16 protein-coding genes, 1 tRNA gene and 2 pseudogenes are annotated in these 18,602 nt (G+C 57.7%); 5 read left to right on the top strand and 14 right to left on the bottom strand.

The annotated features are described in order from the left end of the window. Positions 1 to 172 precede the first annotated feature (172 nt). The 6 genes and pseudogenes from ACJ2A4_RS02190 to ACJ2A4_RS02165 form a co-directional block, all read right to left on the bottom strand. Complete coding sequence (locus tag ACJ2A4_RS02190; RefSeq protein WP_408873434.1) at positions 173 to 946, bottom strand: SDR family NAD(P)-dependent oxidoreductase; 774 nt, start codon at positions 944 to 946, stop codon at positions 173 to 175. 18 nt (positions 947 to 964) lie between these two features. Continuing rightward, positions 965 to 2,067 (bottom strand): annotated as a pseudogene (locus ACJ2A4_RS02185) (ABC transporter ATP-binding protein). A gap of 53 nt (positions 2,068 to 2,120) precedes the next feature. Continuing rightward, on the bottom strand, positions 2,121 to 2,948 hold the full coding sequence (locus ACJ2A4_RS02180) for a carbohydrate ABC transporter permease (RefSeq protein ID WP_062508894.1): 828 nt from the start codon (positions 2,946 to 2,948) through the stop codon (positions 2,121 to 2,123). Between the two features lies 1 nt (position 2,949). Continuing rightward, complete coding sequence (locus tag ACJ2A4_RS02175) at positions 2,950 to 3,858, bottom strand: carbohydrate ABC transporter permease (protein WP_408873433.1); 909 nt, start codon at positions 3,856 to 3,858, stop codon at positions 2,950 to 2,952. A gap of 25 nt (positions 3,859 to 3,883) precedes the next feature. Further along, positions 3,884 to 5,212 carry an ABC transporter substrate-binding protein gene (locus ACJ2A4_RS02170; RefSeq protein WP_408873432.1) on the bottom strand — a complete coding sequence of 443 codons (1,329 nt, stop codon included), beginning with the start codon at positions 5,210 to 5,212 and terminating at the stop codon, positions 3,884 to 3,886. 82 nt (positions 5,213 to 5,294) lie between these two features. Then, on the bottom strand, positions 5,295 to 6,941 hold the full coding sequence (locus ACJ2A4_RS02165; protein ID WP_408873431.1) for an FGGY-family carbohydrate kinase: 1,647 nt from the start codon (positions 6,939 to 6,941) through the stop codon (positions 5,295 to 5,297). A gap of 286 nt (positions 6,942 to 7,227) precedes the next feature. Between ACJ2A4_RS02165 and ACJ2A4_RS02160 the strand changes: the two genes are divergently transcribed. The 3 genes and pseudogenes from ACJ2A4_RS02160 to ACJ2A4_RS02150 all read left to right on the top strand — a co-directional run bounded on the left by ACJ2A4_RS02160 (position 7,228) and on the right by ACJ2A4_RS02150 (position 11,248). Then, positions 7,228 to 7,998: an SDR family oxidoreductase gene (locus ACJ2A4_RS02160; protein ID WP_408873430.1), complete on the top strand. Its 771-nt coding sequence runs from the start codon at positions 7,228 to 7,230 to the stop codon at positions 7,996 to 7,998. Positions 7,999 to 8,131: 133 nt separating this feature from the next. Then, a pseudogene (locus tag ACJ2A4_RS02155) lies at positions 8,132 to 9,474 on the top strand (gluconate:H+ symporter). A 301-nt stretch (positions 9,475 to 9,775) separates the two neighbouring features. Next, positions 9,776 to 11,248, top strand: coding sequence for a sugar porter family MFS transporter (locus ACJ2A4_RS02150; RefSeq protein ID WP_408873429.1), 1,473 nt, complete (start codon positions 9,776 to 9,778; stop codon positions 11,246 to 11,248). A 238-nt stretch (positions 11,249 to 11,486) separates the two neighbouring features. On the opposite strand, the gene ACJ2A4_RS02145 is transcribed toward ACJ2A4_RS02150, so the two are convergent. Further along, positions 11,487 to 11,561 (bottom strand) — tRNA-Val (locus ACJ2A4_RS02145). Positions 11,562 to 11,636: 75 nt separating this feature from the next. Between ACJ2A4_RS02145 and ACJ2A4_RS02140 the strand changes: the two genes are divergently transcribed. Continuing rightward, entirely contained in the window at positions 11,637 to 12,515 is an 879-nt protein-coding gene (locus tag ACJ2A4_RS02140) for an N-formylglutamate amidohydrolase (protein ID WP_408873428.1), read from the top strand. A gap of 23 nt (positions 12,516 to 12,538) precedes the next feature. Here ACJ2A4_RS02140 and ACJ2A4_RS02135 read toward each other — a convergent pair whose 3' ends face one another. The 7 genes from ACJ2A4_RS02135 to ACJ2A4_RS02105 all read right to left on the bottom strand — a co-directional run bounded on the left by ACJ2A4_RS02135 (position 12,539) and on the right by ACJ2A4_RS02105 (position 16,827). Then, the gene (locus ACJ2A4_RS02135) at positions 12,539 to 13,549 is read right to left on the bottom strand and encodes a DUF4105 domain-containing protein (RefSeq protein WP_408873427.1); all 1,011 of its coding nucleotides are present in this window, start codon (positions 13,547 to 13,549) and stop codon (positions 12,539 to 12,541) included. Then, on the bottom strand, positions 13,546 to 14,337 hold the full coding sequence (locus ACJ2A4_RS02130; protein ID WP_408873426.1) for a hypothetical protein: 792 nt from the start codon (positions 14,335 to 14,337) through the stop codon (positions 13,546 to 13,548). Before ACJ2A4_RS02130 ends, ACJ2A4_RS02135 begins: the two co-directional genes overlap by 4 nt. Next, entirely contained in the window at positions 14,304 to 14,834 is a 531-nt protein-coding gene (locus ACJ2A4_RS02125; RefSeq protein ID WP_408873425.1) for a hypothetical protein, read from the bottom strand. The genes ACJ2A4_RS02130 and ACJ2A4_RS02125 overlap by 34 nt, the downstream gene beginning before the upstream one ends. A gap of 141 nt (positions 14,835 to 14,975) precedes the next feature. Further along, positions 14,976 to 15,461: a hypothetical protein gene (locus tag ACJ2A4_RS02120; RefSeq protein WP_408873424.1), complete on the bottom strand. Its 486-nt coding sequence runs from the start codon at positions 15,459 to 15,461 to the stop codon at positions 14,976 to 14,978. A 217-nt stretch (positions 15,462 to 15,678) separates the two neighbouring features. Next, positions 15,679 to 15,888 carry a DUF2945 domain-containing protein gene (locus tag ACJ2A4_RS02115; protein ID WP_408873423.1) on the bottom strand — a complete coding sequence of 70 codons (210 nt, stop codon included), beginning with the start codon at positions 15,886 to 15,888 and terminating at the stop codon, positions 15,679 to 15,681. Positions 15,889 to 15,892: 4 nt separating this feature from the next. Next, a complete protein-coding gene (locus ACJ2A4_RS02110) occupies positions 15,893 to 16,372 on the bottom strand; it encodes a hypothetical protein (RefSeq protein ID WP_408873422.1) in 480 nt (159 codons plus the stop codon). Positions 16,373 to 16,383: 11 nt separating this feature from the next. After that, entirely contained in the window at positions 16,384 to 16,827 is a 444-nt protein-coding gene (locus ACJ2A4_RS02105) for a hypothetical protein (RefSeq protein WP_408873421.1), read from the bottom strand. 255 nt (positions 16,828 to 17,082) lie between these two features. Here ACJ2A4_RS02105 and ACJ2A4_RS02100 point away from each other — a divergent pair, with 255 nt between their 5' ends. Continuing rightward, positions 17,083 to 18,597 (top strand): MDR family MFS transporter, encoded by a 1,515-nt coding sequence (locus tag ACJ2A4_RS02100; RefSeq protein WP_408873420.1) that lies wholly within the window; start codon positions 17,083 to 17,085, stop codon positions 18,595 to 18,597. Positions 18,598 to 18,602: the final 5 nt, after the last annotated feature.

Raw genomic sequence — 18,602 nt, 5'->3', positions numbered from 1 at the left:
CTCAATGACTGTTCGTGCTGGCGCGTGATCAGAGGCAGGTATCGCTATTGCGAGTGAGTTGCAAGTAGACTGCGGCGAAAATGAGACCCTGAAATATTTCGTCTAAGAAACCGAGTGTAACGGAGTTTGCCAAAGGTGTCCGGACGCTCTGACAGCGCCCGGATCATGCGGCTCACCAGACGGTGAAACCGGCATCCACGTTGACGATCGCGCCCGTCATGAGACTGGCCGCATCGGAGGCGAGAAACTGCACGACGGAAGCAACTTCGTCGGGCTGGCCCACGCGGCCCATCGGGGTTCCGGCGATCCAGGCATCGTAGAGTTCGGGCTTTTCCATGCCGAAGCGGGTCAGGGTCGTTTCAATATAGGTGGGAGCCACGGCATTGGCGCGGATGCCATGAGGTGCCCATTCGGCGGCCAGTGAGCGGATATATTGGTGAACGCCGGCTTTTGATGCGTTGTAGGCGGCCTGCTGCTGCGGGCGGTTGACGATCAGGCCGGACATCGAGCCGATCGCGACAATCACACCTTTCTTCTGTTCAAGCATGATGCGGCCTGCCGCCTGACAGGAGCGGAACATGCCGTTGAGGTTGATATCGACCTGTTTGAGCCACTGGCCATCCGTCATATCCTCGGCCTTGACCTCGGAAATGCAGATGCCGGCGCAGGCGACCAGAATGTCCAGACGGCCTTCCTGCTCATGCACGCTGCGGATGGCGTTCTGCACACTATCCGTTTTCGTGACGTCCATGGCGACGCTGCTGATGTCATGTCCTTCCATGCGCAGGTCTTCCACGGCCTTTGCCGACATGGCTTCATCGAGATCGGCAATGATGACCCGGGCCCCGGCTTCGGCGAGGGCGGTGACGCAGGCCAGACCAATATTCTGTGCACCACCGGTGACGATGGCGACGCGGTTATCGAGGCGGAGTTTTTCCATATACATGAGATGCGGTTCCTAAAATCAGGCAGCGAGCGGATGACGGCGGCAGGCTTCGAAAGCCAGACCGTCAGGGGCGAAAAGGTGACAGTTCTGCGGGGGAGGGTCAGGCTGACATGGGTATCCACATCCGTCAGAACCGCGCCGTCCGTCTGCACGACGATAATCTCCCCATCCGACATGCGGACATGGACAAGCGTGATGGCGCCAAGGCGTTCGATGACTTCCACGGTGCCGCTGTTCGGACCCGAAGGTGCCAGTTCGACATGTTCGGGACGGATGCCGACCGTCACCTTTGTGCCCGGCAGAATGCCCGGGGACGTGACAGGCACGTAGAGGGTCGAGCCGTCCCGGAGCTGGACGCTGGAGCCCGTGGCATCGCCACCCTGAAAGATGGCCGGGAAGAAGTTCATGGGCGGAGAGCCGATGAAGCGGGCCACGAACAGGTTGCGGGGGTGATGGTATAGTTCAAGCGGGGAGCCGATCTGTTCGACCACGCCTTTCTGCAGGACGACGATCTTGTCCGCCATGGTCATGGCCTCAACCTGATCATGCGTCACGTAAATCGTGGTGGCGCCGAGCTTGCGATGCAGGGCGGAAAGTTCCACGCGCATCTGGCCACGCAGGGCGGCGTCCAGGTTCGAAAGCGGCTCGTCGAACAGGAACACCTTGGGGTTGCGGACAATGGCGCGACCGATGGCCACACGCTGGCGCTGGCCGCCGGAGAGCTGTCCGGGCTTGTGATGCAGATAAGGTTCCAACTGGAGCGTATGGGCGACGTGCTCGATCTTTTCGCGGCGCTCGGCTTCCGGCATTCCGGCCAGTTTGAGGCCGAACTCCATGTTTTTGTACACGTCCATATGCGGGTAGAGCGCATAGGACTGGAAAACCATTGCCAGACCACGCTTGCCCGGTTCGACATCATTCATGCGCTGCCCGTCGATCAGGAGATCGCCGGATGTGATGTCCTCAAGCCCTGCGATCATGCGCAGGAGTGTGGATTTTCCGCAGCCTGACGGGCCGACGAAAACCACGAATTCGCGGTCTTCGATCGAGAGGGAAATGCCCTTGATGATTTCCTCCGTCAGATAGGTTTTGCGGAGGTTCTTGAGTTCGACAGTCGCCATGGGTCAGGCCCCGTTCGTGCAGAAATGTTGGATGGAGTGAGCCGGGATCCGCGTCATTTGACGGCTCCGAAGGTCAGGCCGCGGACGAGCTGTTTCTGGCTGATCCAGCCGAAAACGAGGATCGGTGCGACGGCCAGGGTCGAGGCTGCGGAGAGCTTGCCGAAGAACAGCCCTTCCGGAGAGGAGAAGGAAGCGATGAACGCTGTCAGCGGGGCTGCGTGCGAGGAGGTCAGATTGAGGGACCAGAAGGCCTCGTTCCAGCACAGGATGAGCGACAGCAGGGCCGTGGATGCGATGCCGGGCAAGGCGAGTGGCAGAAGGACCATCGTCATTTCCTGCCAGCGCGTGGCGCCGTCCATCCGGCCTGCTTCCAGGATCGGGGCCGGGACTTCGCGGAAGAACGTGTAGAGCATCCAAACGATGATCGGCAGGTTCGTGAGCATGTCCACGATGGCAAGACCGGTGCAGGTATCGAGCAGGTGGGTATTGCGGGCCAGCAGATAGATCGGAACCAGTACGCCAACAGGTGGCAGCATGCGGGTCGAGAGCATCCACAGCAGGGTTCCGCGTGTACGTTTCGAGGGCATGAAAGCCATCGAGTAAGCCGCCGGGACGGCCAGTGCGATGGCAATGGCTGTGGCTCCTACCGAAACGATCACGGTGTTGAACGTGAAATGCCAGTAACTTGCGCGCTCGAACACCTCGGCATAGCTGCTCAGCGTAGGCATGAAGAACAGCTTCGGCGGCGTGGAAATCGCCTGGACTTCGCTCTTGAAGCTTGTGAGAAACATCCAGAAGATCGGGAAGAATAGCCAGAGCGCAATGCCCCAGCCGAGGATGGTGACGCCGATCCGGGTGCTGGTTTTGGTCTTGAGCGCCATGTCAGGCCTCCAGATTGCGGGCTACGGCGCGCACCAGAAAGATTGCAACGATATTGGCGATGATGATGGCAATCACGCCGCCGGCCGATGCGCCGCCCACGTCAAACTGAAGCAGGGCGCGGGAGTAGATCAGATAGGCGAGATTGGTGGAGGCCACGCCGGGACCACCGGCCGTGGTGACGGAGATTTCGGCGAAGATCGTCAGCAGGTAAATCGTCTCGATCATGACCACGACGCTGATCGCGCGACCCAGATGCGGCAGAATGATGTAGCGGAAACGGGCAATCGGGCCTGCGCCGTCCATACGGGCCGCCTCGCGCTGCTCACCATCCAAGGACTGCACGGCTGTCAGTAGAATAAGGACCGCGAAGGGTAGCCATTCCCACGCAACGATCATCATGACGGTCATAAGTGGAAAGCGTGCCAGCCAGTCGATCGGCGTGAGACCAACAGCCCGCATCATGGCGGAATAGACGCCATAGATCGGGTGCAGCATCAGGTTCTTCCACAGCAGGGCGGAGACCGTCGGCATGATGAAAAATGGTGAAATAACCAGAATACGGGCAATGCCGCGCCCGAAGAACTCCTGATCATACAGGACGGCCAGAAGGGTGCCCCCACCGACACTGATGATCAGGACGCCCGCGACCAGCACGAGCGTATTGAGCAGGGAATGCAGGAAGTCGGGGTCGGTCAGCAGGTACCAGTAATTGTCGATCCCCGCGAAGCCATGCAGCGTGGGGTCAACGAGGTTATAGTTCTGCACCGAGTACCACAGCGTCATGACGAGTGGGACGATCGACCAGACCAGAAGGATCAGGACGGACGGGGAAAGGAGCAGGAAGCCTGCCCTTTTCCCGCTCCGGACGCTCGCCCCTGCGGGCGGGCTGTGATCGAGAACAACCTGCATGGCATTTTACCTTGAGCGGGTCGCGTTAGCGTGCACGGCCGGACTGACGGAGCGCGCGGGTGATCGAGGACTGGGCGGATGTCAGGGCCTGATCGACCGTCATCTGGTCGGACAGGGTGGCGGCGACTGTCTGGCCGACCTGCGTGCCGATGGCCTGGAACTCCGGAATGCCGACGAACTGCGCTCCCGTATAAGGACGGGGCTGCGCGGTCGGGCCGTTCGGATCAGCCGTCTTGATGGCGTTCAGGACGAAGGAGGCGAAAGGGGCTGCCTTAAGGTATTCCGGCGCGGCATAGGTGGAGGCGCGCGTTCCCGGAGGGGCGGCGACCCAGCCTTTCTGTGCGGCGACCAGCTTGACGTAATCCTTGGAGGTTGCCCATGTGATGAATGTCTGGGCATCCGAATTTTGATGCGAACTGGCAGGAACGGCGAGGCTCCAGGCCCACAGCCAGGTCGGGCCTTTGCCATAAGGACCTTTGGGTGCGGGGGCAAAGCCGACTTTGTCCGCAACCTGTGATTGTTTTGGATCGAACAGCAGGCCGCCGGCCACGGTGGAGTCAATCCAGATCCCGCAATGGCCGCTGGCGAACAGAGCCAGGTTTTCGTTAAAGCCGTTGGAGGTGGCTCCCGGAGGACCGTCAGCCTTCAGGGCCGAGACATACCAGTTCAGGGTCGCTTTCCATGCATCGGACGTCATGGTTGGCTTCCAGGACATGTCGAACCACTGCGCGCCAAACGTATTGGCGAGCGAGGACACATACGCCATGTTCTCGCCCCAGCCGGGCTTGCCGCGCAGGCAGATGCCGTAGACCTGATTGCCCTTGTCCGTGATCTTGTCGGCGAACTGACGGATCTGGTCGTAAGTCGGCGCATCCGGCATGGTCAGACCAGCCTTCTGGAACAGGTCCTTGCGGTAATAGGTCATCACGCTTTCGGCGTAGAAGGGCAGGGCGTAGAGCTTGTTATCGACTGTCAGACTGTCACGCACGGCAGGCAGGACGTCGTTTATGTCATAGGCGGCATCGGGCTTGATCTCGGTGAGCCAGCCCTGCTTCGCCCAGATCGGTACTTCATAATTGCCGATGGTGACGACATCGAACTGACCGGTCTTCATGGCGATATCGGTCGTCACGCGCTGGCGCAGGACGTTTTCTTCCAGCGTGACCCAGTTCAGATGAATGTCCGGATGGGCTTTCTCGAATTCCTTTGAAAGCTGCCGCATGACGATCATGTCGCCGTTATTGACGGTCGCGATCGTCAGGGTGCCGGCCGCGTTTGCGCCGGAAAGGGCAGAGCCGGTCAGCAGAAGTGCGAGTGTGCAAATGGTTGTACGGGTTGTTTTCAGACGGGACATGGAATGTGAACCTCTGGAAAAGGCTGGTGCTGGATGGGCACATCAGCAGGAAGAAGGCAGGAGAAGCGGATGGGGCTTGGCTTCAGCAGGTGCCCTCCTTTTCCAGAACGTCGCGCATCTGCTGACGCCAGGTGATCTGGGCGGCGAGCATGTCATGGGCGATGTTGCGCTTGGTGGCGTGGTAGGCTGCGACGCGATCATCCGGGAGGATTTCGTCTCCCGCGTGGCTCATCTGCGTCATGGCCTGCCGTAGATCGGCGTATGTCCCGCTTGCGACCGCGCCGAGGATGGCCGCGCCGAGCAGGACGGAATCCGGCTCGGCTGGCAACAGGATGCGGCATCCGGTTGCATTGGCATGCTCGCGCAGGAAGACCGGGTTTTTGGTACTGCCGCCGGTCGCGAAAATTGTGTCGATCCGGTAGCCCTGCGCATTGAGGGCCTCGATGATATCCTTCGTGCCGTAGGCAAGGCCCTGCAGCGTTGCGAGATACAGCCGTGCAAGATCATCAAGGGTATCGGACAGGGTCAGGCCACTGATCATGCCCGTCAGATCCGGATCGGCATGGGGGGAGCGGTTTCCGTGAAAATCCGGAAGCACATGCAGCCCGGCCGTAATAGTGCCGGGCAGTTTGCCGCGTTCCAGAGCCTCGATCCGGGCGTTCAGCAGGGCATAGACACTGGTGCCCGTCTTTTCGGCGTCCTGCCTGACCGTGGTCCCGAAACTATGGCTGGAAATGATGAAATCGATCAGGGCGCCTGTTGCAGACTGACCGGCTTCATTCAGCCACATCTCCGGAAGCATGGCATCCCAGTACGGCCCCCAGACGCCGGGCACGAAACGCGCATTTTTCGAGGCCGCCATGTGACAGCTCGACGTTCCGCAGATCAGTGCGATTGAGCGCTCAAGTTGCGTGTCCGAGAGAGAGCTTTCGGTATCAAGCCCGAGAAGCCCAAGTCCCCCGGCATGGGCATCGATAGCGGAAACGCCAACAGGGATGCCGGGCTGCAATCCCATTTCCGAAGCGGCTTTATCGCTCAAGCCCACGTCCAGAATACCGCCGAGAGGACGAATGTCATTCCCGATGCGCGCAAAATTGCCGTCTGTAAGGTCTCCCAGTCCAACAGACTGGAAATATTCCTCATCCCAGCGGTTTTCGTGCGCAAGGTAGGTCCATTTGCAGGCTGTCGAACAGGCTGAACGGGACAGGGAACCGGTAGCGCGCCAGGTCAGGAAATCGGGAAGGTCAAAGAAGTGACCTGCCTGTTCATAGATCTGCGGAAGGTGACGCTTGAGCCAGAGGAGCTTCGGCGTTTCCATTTCCGGAGAAATCGTGCCGCCTACATAACGCAGGACATCATGACCGCCGCGGTTGATTTCGCGTGCTTCTTCAATCGCGCGATGGTCGGCCCAGAGAATGACATCCTGTCCCGCAGCGCCGTCCGGATCGACCGAAAGTCCCTGTCCGTTCTTGTCGAGCACGACGAGAGAGCAGGTTGCATCGAAACCGATGCCAATGATCTGACTAGGTTCCTTCAATGCGGCCAGAGCGCTGCGCGTGGCCGTGCAGACCGCAGACCAAATGTTTTCCGAAGACTGCTGGGCATAGTCAGCGCGTGGTGTCCATGTCTGGATCTTCTGGACAAAGGAGGCCTTCTTCTGTCCGTCCAGGGTGAAAAGGCCAGCGCGGGCGCTCCCTGTTCCAACATCAATTCCCAGAACAAGATCCATAAAGCCACATCCAGATCGCAATAGACACAGAACAGGCATGGGAGAGTGCCATACCCGGAAGACCATAGACTGTTCGAATGGACTCAAAAAATCACATTCGAACGATATAAACTATCAATTGTTCTGTTACATATAACACCAAGGGTGTCCAGACAGGTATAAGAAAATTTCCTTATGAAAGTTGAGGTCCACACCATGATGTGTTGCAGGCACGCGGAGTTGTGGATCCATGACGCGATCTGACTGTTACGAATGGAAGACCAGTGATTGCTCAAGGAAGACAGACATGACCCATTCTGACCTTTTTTCGCTCTCCGGCCGCCGCGCTCTTGTGACAGGAGCATCCCGCGGGATTGGTCTGGTTCTGGCGAAAGGACTGGCACGTTATGGTGCGGAGGTCGTCCTGAATGGCCGCAATGCTGATGCTCTCGATGCGGCGAAGCAGCAGTTTGATGCTGATGGACTGAAAGCCGGTACTGCGGTCTTTGATGTTACGGATCAGGATGCGGTCATTGGCGGGATCGAGACGATCGAGCGTGAGCAGGGGCCGATTGACATTCTGATCAACAATGCCGGCATACAGCGTCGTGCGCCATTGGAGCAGTTTCAGCGCAAGGACTGGGATGATCTCATTTCAACCAATCTCAACGCGGTTTTCTTTGTCGGGCAGGCTGTGGCGCGCCACATGATCCCGCGTGGGCAGGGCAAGATCGTCAATATCTGTTCGGTGCAGAGTGAACTCGCACGTCCCGGAATTGCGCCATACACGGCGACCAAAGGAGCGGTTAAGAATCTGACGAAAGGCATGGCGACGGACTGGGCCAGGCACGGTCTTCAGATCAACGGCCTCGCTCCCGGGTATTTTGCAACGGAAATGAACGAAAAACTCGTATCGGACGAAGAGTTTACCGCATGGCTGAACAAGCGTACGCCCGCCGGACGATGGGGACAGGTGGAGGAACTGGTGGGTGCTGCCGTGTTTCTGTCATCCCCGGCTTCGAGTTTCGTTAACGGTCATATGCTGATGGTCGATGGCGGCATCAGTATATCACTTTAATGTTTCGGGCTTAGTGACTGTGTCCTGTCACGAAATTTGTGTTACGGGCATTGTCTGCCGTGTTGGGGGACAGAAGGGTTTTCGTTAAATAACGGTGATCCTGTCGGACGTGTCACAGGAAAGTTATCATCGGATGAGCTCCATCTTTGCCATCTCGCTCGCAACCGCTGCGATTGCGGCTGTTATCATCCTCATTGCCCGTTTTCGGATCAATCCGTTCATCGTCCTTTTTTCCGTCTCCATCCTTCTGGCGCTGGTCGCCGGAATGCCTGCGGACAAGGTGGTGGGGTCATTCGAGGCAGGGGCAGGGCACGTCCTGGGGCATGTCGGAACGGTCATTGCGCTCGGCACCATGCTGGGGAAGATGCTCGCCGAATCTGGTGGGGCTGATCGCATCGCCCTGACGATCTCGAATATTTCGGGACGTCGTCACGTCGACTGGGCCATGATGCTGATCGGGCTGTTGGTTGGCCTTCCGGTCTTTTTCGAGGTCGGATTTGTCCTGCTGATCCCGCTGGCTTTCGTTCTGGCGGACCGGACCGACACGCCTCTGCTGCGGGTTGCCCTTCCGATGGGTGCGGCGCTGTCCATCACCCATGCACTCATTCCCCCCATCCGGCGGCGCTTCTGGCTCTAAGCGCCTATCACGCCAATATCGGACTGACAATTCTGCTGGGGGTATTGATCGGAACGCCGATTGCCGTGATTGCAGGGCCGCTTTTCGGGCGCTTTGCGGCGGCGAGGGTTGTGCCGATTGGCGTCAATCCTCTGGCCCAGCAGTTCGTGAACAGCGAGCCTCCTGCCAGTCTGCCCGGTTTCGGAATTACGGTTTTCACCATCCTGTCGCCCGTTTTCCTGATGCTCGCAGGGTCCATGTCTCAGGGCATCATTGCGCCTGACACGACCCTGGGCGCCGTTCTGCGCTTTGTCGGCAATACGGATATTGCCCTTTTGCTGGCGACGGTGCTGTCATTTTATGCGCTGGGGCAGGCCCGGGGATTTTCACGGGAGACCATCCTGCGATTTACAAATGAATGTCTTGGTCCGACGGCCCTGATCATGCTTCTCGTGGGGGCCGGCGGTGGCTTTGGCCGCGTTCTGGTGGATAGTGGTGTTTCCAAATCCATTACGGATGCCGCCCTTGGGGCCCATGTGCCGCTGCTTGTTCTGGCCTGGATGCTGGCTGCCATTGTCCGGGTGGCCTGCGGTTCGTCCACGGTTGCCATGGCCACGGTCTCCGGGATCGTCGCCCCCATTCTTGCGCGTTCAACGGGTGTCTCGCCGGAACTGATGGTTCTCGTCACAGGGGCAGGATCGGTTGCCTTTGGGCCGATGAATGACGCAGGGTTCTGGCAGTTGAAGGAATATCTCGGGCTGACAGTTCCTCAGACGCTCAAAACATGGTCCGTACTCGAAACACTGATTGCAGTCTGCGGCCTTGTTTTTGGCCTGATTGCGTCAATTTTCATTCATTAACAGTATCGGGTCGGGACAGAAACCGTCCCGACCATGCGCGATTTTCAGGAACAAGACTAAAATTATGGTTGGTCTGAATTGTAAGTGCAGATAACCATATTATTGTCGAGAACTCTGTCTATCTCGGCGGAGATGGCATTCACATGAAATTCATCATCCCAGATCATTGTTACTAACAACAAAAAGCATCCTTTTTGGGATGTTTTTCTTTTAATGGGAAAACTTTCCTTCTGAAAGACGTTCTGTTGTTCTGCGGGTTCTCCAACAGGGGCACCCAGCATTCAGTATTGTTCATGACTGCATGAAGGAGGACGACGCGCAAGCTGTCGGGTCACGAATGGCAAAACTTACTCCCGAACAGAAGTTCGTGACGAATATCGTGATGGTCGTCACCATGGGCGCACTCGCCTTTGGTTACGATACCGGTGTTATCTCTGGAGCTTTACCGTTCATGTTGCGGCCACCAGCACAGGGCGGCCTGGGTCTGACGCCTTTCACGGAAGGGCTTGTCACATCTGCTCTTATCGTTGGTGCGGCAGTTGGGTCTCTCGTCTGTGGCCATGTAGCGGACCGTTACGGCAGAAGGGACAGTCTGATTGTCCTGTCTGTCGTGTTCGTGATCGGAGCAGTCGGGACGGCCTTGTCGCCGTCAGTGGCGATCATGGTGGCCATGCGCGCGATCCTGGGTTTTGCAGTAGGCGGAGCTTCTGCCCTGGTTCCCATGTTCATCTCCGAAATGGCACATTCCAGCCGCCGCGAGCGTCTCGTCAGCCAGAACGAGATGATGATCGTTACCGGCCAGCTGATCGCCTATATCCTCAACGCCATACTGGCCAAGGTTTCGGAATCTCCCACAATCTGGCGGACCATGCTTGTGATTGCAGCGGTTCCGGCAGTTCTTCTGGGGGTAGGGCTGTTTTTTGTCCCACGTTCTCCGCGCTGGCTCGCAAGCCGGGGCCGCATGGATGAAGCCGAAGCGGTTTTGCAACTCATCAGATCCACGCCTCGGCAGGTGCGTAAGGAAATGTCCGAGATTTCCGCTCAGGAGGACAAATCCTCCGACCAGATGGGCTGGCGGGAAGCTCTTGGGAAGACCTGGATCAGAAGGTTGCTCCTGATCGGTATCGGGCTAGGATTTGCCGCGCAGTTTACGGGCGTGAATGCCTTCATGTATTTCACACCGATCATCCTGCATCAGACCGGTCTGGGTACCGAGGCTGCGCTGGTAGCGACTATTGGAAATGGCATTGTCGCCGTTGGTGCCACATTACTGGGGATCTGGATGATTAGTCGTTATCCCCGTCGCATCATGATGACGCTTGGGCTCTGCGCGGTGATCGTGGCGCATTTCGGACTGGGCAGCACTCTGCTTCTATTGCATGGTGCAACGGTTGAAAGCGCAGTAGCGCTGGCCTGCATCCTGTTCGCGCTTCTCTTCATCCAGATGATGGTTTCACCATTGTACTGGCTGCTGATGTCAGAACTGTTCCCGCTACGCGCTCGTGGTGTTCTGACCGGGCTCTCCGTAGCTGCCCAGTGGATGTTCAATGCAACTGTGGCCTTCGTATTTCCAATCATGCTTCACTGGGCAGGATCGTGGACCTTCTATGTTTTCGCATTAATCAATCTCTGTTCTCTTCTGTTCGTCATGAAGTGCCTGCCTGAAACGAAAGGCATGACTCTGGAAGAACTCGAAACTCATCTCGAACAGGAACTGACGCCAGCACATTCCGCCCACTCCAAGGCACAGACTGTTCCTACTGGGTTCTTTTGACAGGGAGGTGCAAAAAGCCATTCTGATCTATTTAAAGTGGCTATGTAGCCACCGATAAGACCTGCTCTATGACAAGTAGAATTTTATTTCTTAGAAGATGTGGCAAACGGGTTTTAGCGGTAAAACCCGATTTCATTTAATAACAAGCGGCGCAGCTCAGTTCAAAATGTTCTATAGTATCGACTGAATACGCAAAGAAAACAGGTTTAATTTTCAGGGGGTTTCTTACCGGACCGAGTGGTGGGCGCAACAGGGATTGAACCTGTGACCCCTACCATGTCAAGGTAGTGCTCTACCGCTGAGCTATGCGCCCCCGGTCCGGTGAGGCGGTTTCTAGCTGTCTCCGCAAAACCTTGCAACCCCCTCCGGAGCGAAATATGAAAAAAATATGCGACCTCCTGTGCCTCTGACGTCTTTTAGAGTGGAAAGACCGCGGAATACCGCGATCCCTCTGCTTGTTTCGTCTCCACATTCCGGGCGGAACTATCCGTCAGATTTTCTCGGGAGCGCGTCGCTCTCCTTTCAGGAACTCCAGCAGAGCGAAGACCGCTTCGTAGATCGGCTGTTTGAAACCGCGCCGGATTTCGGTGCTACGCTGATCTGTGCGGAGTTTCCCCGGGTCTGGTGCGACGTCAATCGGGACTGGCGAGAAGTGGACGCAGGAATGTTTGATCCGAAGCCTCCTGAGGATGAAGTTCTTCTCACGGCCAAGGTGAAGGCAGGCTTTGGTGTTATCCCTCGTTATGTCTCACACGGACGGCAGATCTACGGACAGTCTCTTCATCCATCGGAAATAAGGGCGCGGCTTGCGGCTGCCTGGCTTCCGTATCACGAGGCGCTGGCTGCTCTTTTGAGTGAGATGCGTGCACGCTTTGGGTATGCGGTTCTGCTCGAGACCCATTCGATGCCCAGACTGACCTATGCGCGCCCGTGCGATATCGTTCTTGGGGACGTGCACGGCAAAAGTTGCAATCCGGACATTACGGAGCTTGTCGAAGTCCTGCTTGAAGACAGGGGATATTCCGTCCGGCGCAATACCCCTTATTCAGGAGGCTATATCACGCAGTATTACGGGCGCCCTGAGCAAAATATGCACGCATTGCAGGTTGAGATTTGCCGGTCCCTCTATCTTAATTCGGCGACATTGCAGCCCGGGAGCGGGTTTGAAGAAACCAATCAGAACATGCAGCATCTGCTCGCAGGCATCGCGGGCTGGATGGGAAACGGAAGTCTGGCATCCCGAACCTGTAATCATATGGCACTTTGAAACATCATCCACCGTTGAAAAACTCAATCCATGGAACCGCCATCTCGTGGCAGACTGCGGCGGATTTCGCTGGAATAATTAGCGTCCAGCGATGCATGGGGCGGGCGATGAATGCGGCTTTGTTTTTTGAGTTCCGGGAAAGGCAACTGCGTATCCAGAAGACCCAGATCATAGGCCAGAGACGCTGTGTATCCGCTAAGCAGAACCCGCCAGTCCAGCCTATATCGCAGTCTGGCCTGCGCACGGGTCAGGATGCCTGTGGTGCAGTTGTCTGTCAGGGTGTTGTACCAGGCCGGATGATGGACCAGCGTATGGATCTCACGCAGATAGCTTTCGAAAAGCCGTCTGCGCGCCGGCGCCGAAAGATTGAGGCGATAGAGATAGACGCGCTCATGACGCACATCGGTCCGTACACCGATCAGATCGCGCTCATCCGCTGTCACATAAAACGTCTCGTAATGATGGAAAAAGCCGGCGATGGTCGAATACTGAAATTTCTTCTGGCGCCGTGTTTCGATGGAAATGGCGACATGCCGTCCGTCACGGAAGCCGAAGCTTAGGAAGACGTGCGCGATGGCATTTCCCGCCCAATAGGACGTGACGAGATCCACGGATGAAAGGTCATCCAGATTGTAGATCGCATCGTAGTAACGGGGTGTGTAGTCCTGCGTCGTCCGGTAGATGAAGTTCCGGACGTGGTGGATATGGGCAAGGCTGCCGTCCATCACGACATCGGCAGGAATTGCATACTCGCCCTGCCATTCCCGATCATTACGTGGCGGATCGGTGACGTACCAGAGGCTGAGCCCGGCACAGAGCACGCCGACACCGGTTCGGCGAACCAGTGGATTGGGCAGCCGATAAGCACAAACCACGAGCAGTGGAAAAAGCAGTGTCAGGGCAAGGCGTAGCGCGTCAGGCTCAATTGTAGAGTAATAGAGCGCAGCAGTTCCAAAGAGCACAAAGACGATGAGTGTGATGAGCCCCGTAGTCTTTCCCGCGTGTTTCCAGCGGAAAGGCCCCTTCACGCTCATTGAGGTTTACCCTGCGGCAATGGCGTGTAACTGCCTCCCAGAGACGTGACCGTTCCTTTTCCGCCCGTATCCGTGTCTGGTGGAACGGTTCCGTCCGCTTCAAGCTGTTCGATCAGGATCCGACGCACTTCGGCCGTTGTAACCGGATTGGATTGCGTCGAGTGGCCAGAATGGCGAACCACGAGTTCGGACTGCACGTCCGGAACATGCGCACTTTCATACGTGACCACTCCGTCGTCAGCCGTTTTCAGCGGGCCGTCGCCCAGGACCGGAATGATCGAATGGCTGTCGATGCCCGGTGCGACGGGAATGGCAGCGAGGGAGCGGATAAAGGAACTGCGCGGCGACATGCCATAGACACTGCCAACGCGCCATGGCCGCATGTTGAGCTTGCGGGTCTCCGGAGAGCTGGCAAAGACGGCCCGGACGACTTCCTGAACCGACACCGGGAATGTGACGAGCCGCCCCACGAGCTGGGCGACGGACAGTCCGGCGACATAACTACCGTGCTGGGGCGTGGAAATGAAGACTACGCTCCGGGCTTCTGGGAGCGGTTTAGGGAAGAGAGCATCGCGCAGGAGCGTCTCGTCGGCCGGACGCAGTTTCAGGCGATCAAGCGGCACCGAGATCATGCCGTTCCAGAGCCTGTCTCCTGTATTTACAACCAGCATCTTGGCCAGAAGGCCTCCCTGACTGTGACCGATCAGGGTGATCTTCCCGAGAGCCGGATCTGCCTTTGCGCCACCAAGCTGCGCTACCGCCTTTTCAAGAGCCTGACGGAGTTGCACTGCGGAATACGGGATTGGATTGCCGGTCGCGTAGGAAAAAACCAGAACTCGTAGTGGTTTCTGATGACCGGGTCTTCCATCAGGTCATTGACCATATTGGCCCATCGCGCGGCGCTGGAGGCCGTGCCATGCACCAGCACGACAGGCCGGTGACCAGACTGATGGGGCTCGATGGTCAGAAGCTGGGGACGGTCCCCCTGATTGAACAGGCGGCCGTCCAGAAAGCCGCGGTATTCAACCGACCAGTCCATCGCATCATTCAGGCTTTCAGCGCGGGCCGTTGTCTGATCGAACTGGAGCGGCGCGCGCTCTCCGGCAATGGTCTCGTCAATGGGCGTAAGCTGAAAGCTGGCGGAGATATGGTCCGACAGGATCTGCTGACGGGGCGCGCTCATGACCAGCATAAGGTTCATCGGCACACGCAGGGAATTGGCGATCTGGAAGGACTGGTTTTCCTGCTTGGTGAGATGGGGAAGGGCGCCAACCGGTTCGCCCAATCCTTTCTGCCGATAGATGTTTTCAAAACCACTGACGGCCAAACGGGAGACGGGGCGAATGTCGGTGACATCATGACCATGCCAGCGCAGTTGCGCCGGATCGATGGAGATATTGACCGGACCGGAGGACAGGCGCCATTGCTATGAGACGAGATTAACCGGTGCTCCCAAGGCCTCCGTCAGCCCGAACATATACAGGTCGCAGGCCTGTCTCAGATGGATGTCATAAGGGCTGGGCCGTGCGTCCGCCGTGCCATCGGGATTGATATAGGCATAGGCATACAGGGCCGCAGCCATGAAGGCGGCCCGGTCCCGATGGCGTCGTCCCTGGAGGTAGTTCAGTTCTGCCAACGCGAAGAGCTGATCCTCCAGCATACTGGTATAGAGGTGTTCACGGGTCCGGTTCTGCAGTTCGAGAAGCGCCTGGGCCGGGTGAGCCTGCCATAATGGAAGCAGGTTTCCGCGTTGCAGGACTGTGCGTGTCAGATTGGTGAGGCGGTCTCCCGCCAATGCGCTTTCGTTGCGGTCCTGATAGGCCGCAGTGAGCGAAAGCTGCCGGACGGAAATGGGGGCAGCGCATCCTTCAAGGCACAGGAGTGCTGTCAGGGAAAGCAGGATCTTCTTCATGGGGAGAGGGCAATGCTGGCCATGGGCGTATGAAATCCCCCTCCAGTTGCCTTGTAAAGATCGACCGAGGCATCCAGCCGCTGAAGCAGCGCCGATAGATGCGCGGCGTCGTGAAATGAAGAGACGTCTGATCTGCCGCGTCGCGACCGATCGCTTTCTCTTCACGCTCCAAGCTGAATGGAATCATCAGGAAATCTGCTTTGATCTGCGTTTCCGGTCACGACTGTTTCTTGAGCGCCGAGGGTTTGTGCACGGCGCGTTTGCCACTGTCGGTCTCGACCAGAAATTCGGGATTGTCTTTCGAGGCTGCCATCTTGTTACCCTTGATGGTCACAGGCTTTGTGATTTTCTTGACGACATGTCCGTGAGCCTCGCCAGCGTGACTTTTCCAGCTGACGGCATCGCCTTTTCTGAAGTCTTCGGTCATGGGATCAGTCCTCCTTTTCGGCAGTACGTGCGAAAAGCGCAATCAGAACAAAAGCGATCAGAAGCTGGGGCGGGCGAAGGCGTATGAAGAAGCGGGGAAGACGGTTTTGCCGGGCAAGGTGGACATCACCTGCCAGGGTCGCGAGCGTTCCTGCCATAGCCAGTTGTCCGGACAGCCGCGGGGGAGATATCGCCACACCAAGTCCGAAGAAATGCATTGCCAGGAAAATGACGGGATCAGAGAGTTGTGGTCCCTTTGGGTTGTAAAAGCTCGCACCACGATGCACGCCCGCGAAAAAACAGAACAGGGCGCCAGTCCATATCTGTACGAAGCGTCGCACATACGGGGTAAGAGTTTTCGGAAGAATACGCAGAGCAATCAGGCAGACACCCAGCATGGCGATGGCTGCCCAGCCGAGCAGGCCGCCTTCAAGTGGCGTGCGGGCGGCGTCTGCCTCCATTCCGTCGTGAATACGCACGGTCACGCCTGCGTCTCTCAACTCCCGGATTGCAGGGGTAATGCTCCAAACATCATTCCAAGGACCATGGCGAAGTAAATCAGCGCCATGCTCTTCTTTGAGAAAACGAGTTCCCAACCCGGAGTGAAACGCTTTGGTGTGGCCTTGTAATCCACCAGACAGGACACTGGCCCCAAGGCAAGTGTCACAAGGACCGCACGCAGAAGGCCCGGCGATCTTCCAAGTGCCCTGCCATAAAGCCAGGCCCAGAACAGGGTGGCTGCCGCGTTCGTGGCAATTCCAACCCCGGAGTGGCGCCCGTCCAGAGTTCTGACGGTTGCCGCCTTATCCCCATGAAGCCAGTGGGACGTGCAGTTGACGCCCGGACCGAATGAGCCTGTCTGCAACCGACTGAGCAACATGGCCGCACCGGATGAGGCAACCGCGCCATAGAGTGTGGTTTTCAGGAGGGGATACTTCATGTGCGGATATGCTTCTGACAGGAGGATGAAAAAGCCTTCTGCGACAGTAACGCTTTCGTAATTCTGACGTTCCCTCAGCATGTCCTCATATGCTTGCAGAGCGGTTGATCAATTCCGGTGAGTGTGTTGCGGTATTACGATATGGGCTGGTCCGTGCCGGCAACAGGTTGCGATCTGGCTGCAGACCGTGCATCGGTCCTGTCTCTTCCCACGCAAACAGTGCAACCGGTGTTTTGACTATCATGAAACTTCCCTGTGCAATCTGCTTCGACTGAGAACGTGGGCGCCTACTCGTCCTCTACGCGCATCCGCGTTTTTGCGGCCCTTATCCTGACCATGATCATGGCGGCGCTCGATCAGAGCATCGTCTCAACGGCTCTTCCCACAGTCGTCAGCGATCTGGGAGGGCTGGCGCATATGTCATGGGTGGTGACGGCGTTCATGCTGACATCCACCATTGCCACGCCACTCTACGGCAAACTGTCCGACATGTTCGGGCGGCGGCCTCTGCTCGGGTTCAGCATCGGGATGTTTCTGTTCGCCTCGCTTCTGTGTGGCCTGGCCCAGAGCATGTGGCAGCTGATCCTGTTCCGGGGCCTTCAGGGGGTCGGGGCAGGCGGCCTGATGACCCTGTCGCAGACGGTGATCGGTGACATGGTCACCCCGCAGCAGCGCGGAAAGTATCAGGGGCTTTTCACCGGGGCATTTGCTGTCAGCAGCGTGACTGGTCCTTTCCTTGGAGGAGTGCTGACCAGCGCCCTGTCATGGCGCTGGGTTTTTCTGGTCAATCTGCCGGTCGGGCTTTTTGCTTTTGTTCTGATCATGCTGAGCCTGCCCGGTGGCGGTGCGGAGAAGCGTCCCCGTATCGACTATCTGGGGGCGGGGCTGCTCAGTGTTGCGACGGCCGGATTCCTGCTTCTGTTCAATTCCATCGGGACGGCCCTGTCCTGGACGTCGCCGCTGACCTTTCTTCTTCTGGCGCTCAGTATCGCAGTTTTCCTGCTGTTTCTCTGGCAGGAACGTCGCGCTCCTGAACCTTTGGTCAGTCTGGGCCTGCTGCGGATTCCCGATTTTTCCGTCTGTGTGGCGGCAACCGGGATCATGTCATTTGCCATGATGGGCTCGATGATTTTCCTTCCGCTGTATTATCAGCTGGTTCTGGGAGAAACGCCTGCAACATCCGGCCTGATGATGCTTCCACAGGTCGGTACGATGATGATCAGCTCCATTGCAGGCGGTTATGTCTCGTCCAGAACGCAAAAGTACGAGCTTCTGCTGGTACTTGGCGTCGGGATCGAGTTTCTGGCGCTGGCCATGATTGCGTTCTGTGCGCGGCATGGCGCGCCGGCATTCTCGTTCCTGCTCTGTCTTGGGGGCCTTGGCGTCGGAATGGGGATTGGCATGCCCAATGCCACGGTCATCATCCAGAATGCCGTGCCGGGTAACGCATTGGGCATTGCCACGGCGATGATGGCGTTCATCCGTTCGCTGGGTGGCTCACTGGGCGTTGCGCTGTCGGGAGGCGTGATGGCACTGGCCTTGCGGAACAATCTTTATGCCCTGCCGGAAAAGATCGATGTCTCGGCCTTTCTGGAAAACGGCATGGCGGCAGTGCAGGCGCTTTCTCCTGCCATGCATGAGGAGGTGAGGGAGGCTTACAAGAAGTCGATCAGTGCCAGCCTGAATGTCAGCAGCAGCTTCATGTTTCTGGCATTTCTGCTGATCGTCGGATTGATGGTCAGAAAGAAAATGATCGTGGCGAGAGGATAGAGGGC

It is taken from the genome of Gluconobacter roseus (assembly GCF_046058915.1).
GTDB classification, from domain to species: domain Bacteria; phylum Pseudomonadota; class Alphaproteobacteria; order Acetobacterales; family Acetobacteraceae; genus Gluconobacter; species Gluconobacter roseus_A.
This window is presented reverse-complemented; position numbering and strand designations above follow the sequence as displayed.

What these genes read in the sequence shown, in the direction of transcription:
- ACJ2A4_RS02170 (WP_408873432.1), bottom strand. Translation starts at nt 5,212, where the DNA reads ATGTCCCGTCTGAAAACAACCCGTACAACCATTTGCACACTCGCACTT.
- ACJ2A4_RS02160 (WP_408873430.1), top strand. Translation starts at nt 7,228, where the DNA reads ATGACCCATTCTGACCTTTTTTCGCTCTCCGGCCGCCGCGCTCTTGTG.
- ACJ2A4_RS02175 (WP_408873433.1), bottom strand. Translation starts at nt 3,858, where the DNA reads ATGCAGGTTGTTCTCGATCACAGCCCGCCCGCAGGGGCGAGCGTCCGG.
- ACJ2A4_RS02105 (WP_408873421.1), bottom strand. Translation starts at nt 16,827, where the DNA reads ATGAAGTATCCCCTCCTGAAAACCACACTCTATGGCGCGGTTGCCTCA.
- ACJ2A4_RS02120 (WP_408873424.1), bottom strand. Translation starts at nt 15,461, where the DNA reads ATGAAGAAGATCCTGCTTTCCCTGACAGCACTCCTGTGCCTTGAAGGA.
- ACJ2A4_RS02190 (WP_408873434.1), bottom strand. Translation starts at nt 946, where the DNA reads ATGTATATGGAAAAACTCCGCCTCGATAACCGCGTCGCCATCGTCACC.
- ACJ2A4_RS02115 (WP_408873423.1), bottom strand. Translation starts at nt 15,888, where the DNA reads ATGACCGAAGACTTCAGAAAAGGCGATGCCGTCAGCTGGAAAAGTCAC.
- ACJ2A4_RS02180 (WP_062508894.1), bottom strand. Translation starts at nt 2,948, where the DNA reads ATGGCGCTCAAGACCAAAACCAGCACCCGGATCGGCGTCACCATCCTC.
- ACJ2A4_RS02140 (WP_408873428.1), top strand. Translation starts at nt 11,637, where the DNA reads ATGCGACCTCCTGTGCCTCTGACGTCTTTTAGAGTGGAAAGACCGCGG.
- ACJ2A4_RS02150 (WP_408873429.1), top strand. Translation starts at nt 9,776, where the DNA reads ATGAAGGAGGACGACGCGCAAGCTGTCGGGTCACGAATGGCAAAACTT.
- ACJ2A4_RS02165 (WP_408873431.1), bottom strand. Translation starts at nt 6,941, where the DNA reads ATGGATCTTGTTCTGGGAATTGATGTTGGAACAGGGAGCGCCCGCGCT.
- ACJ2A4_RS02135 (WP_408873427.1), bottom strand. Translation starts at nt 13,549, where the DNA reads ATGAGCGTGAAGGGGCCTTTCCGCTGGAAACACGCGGGAAAGACTACG.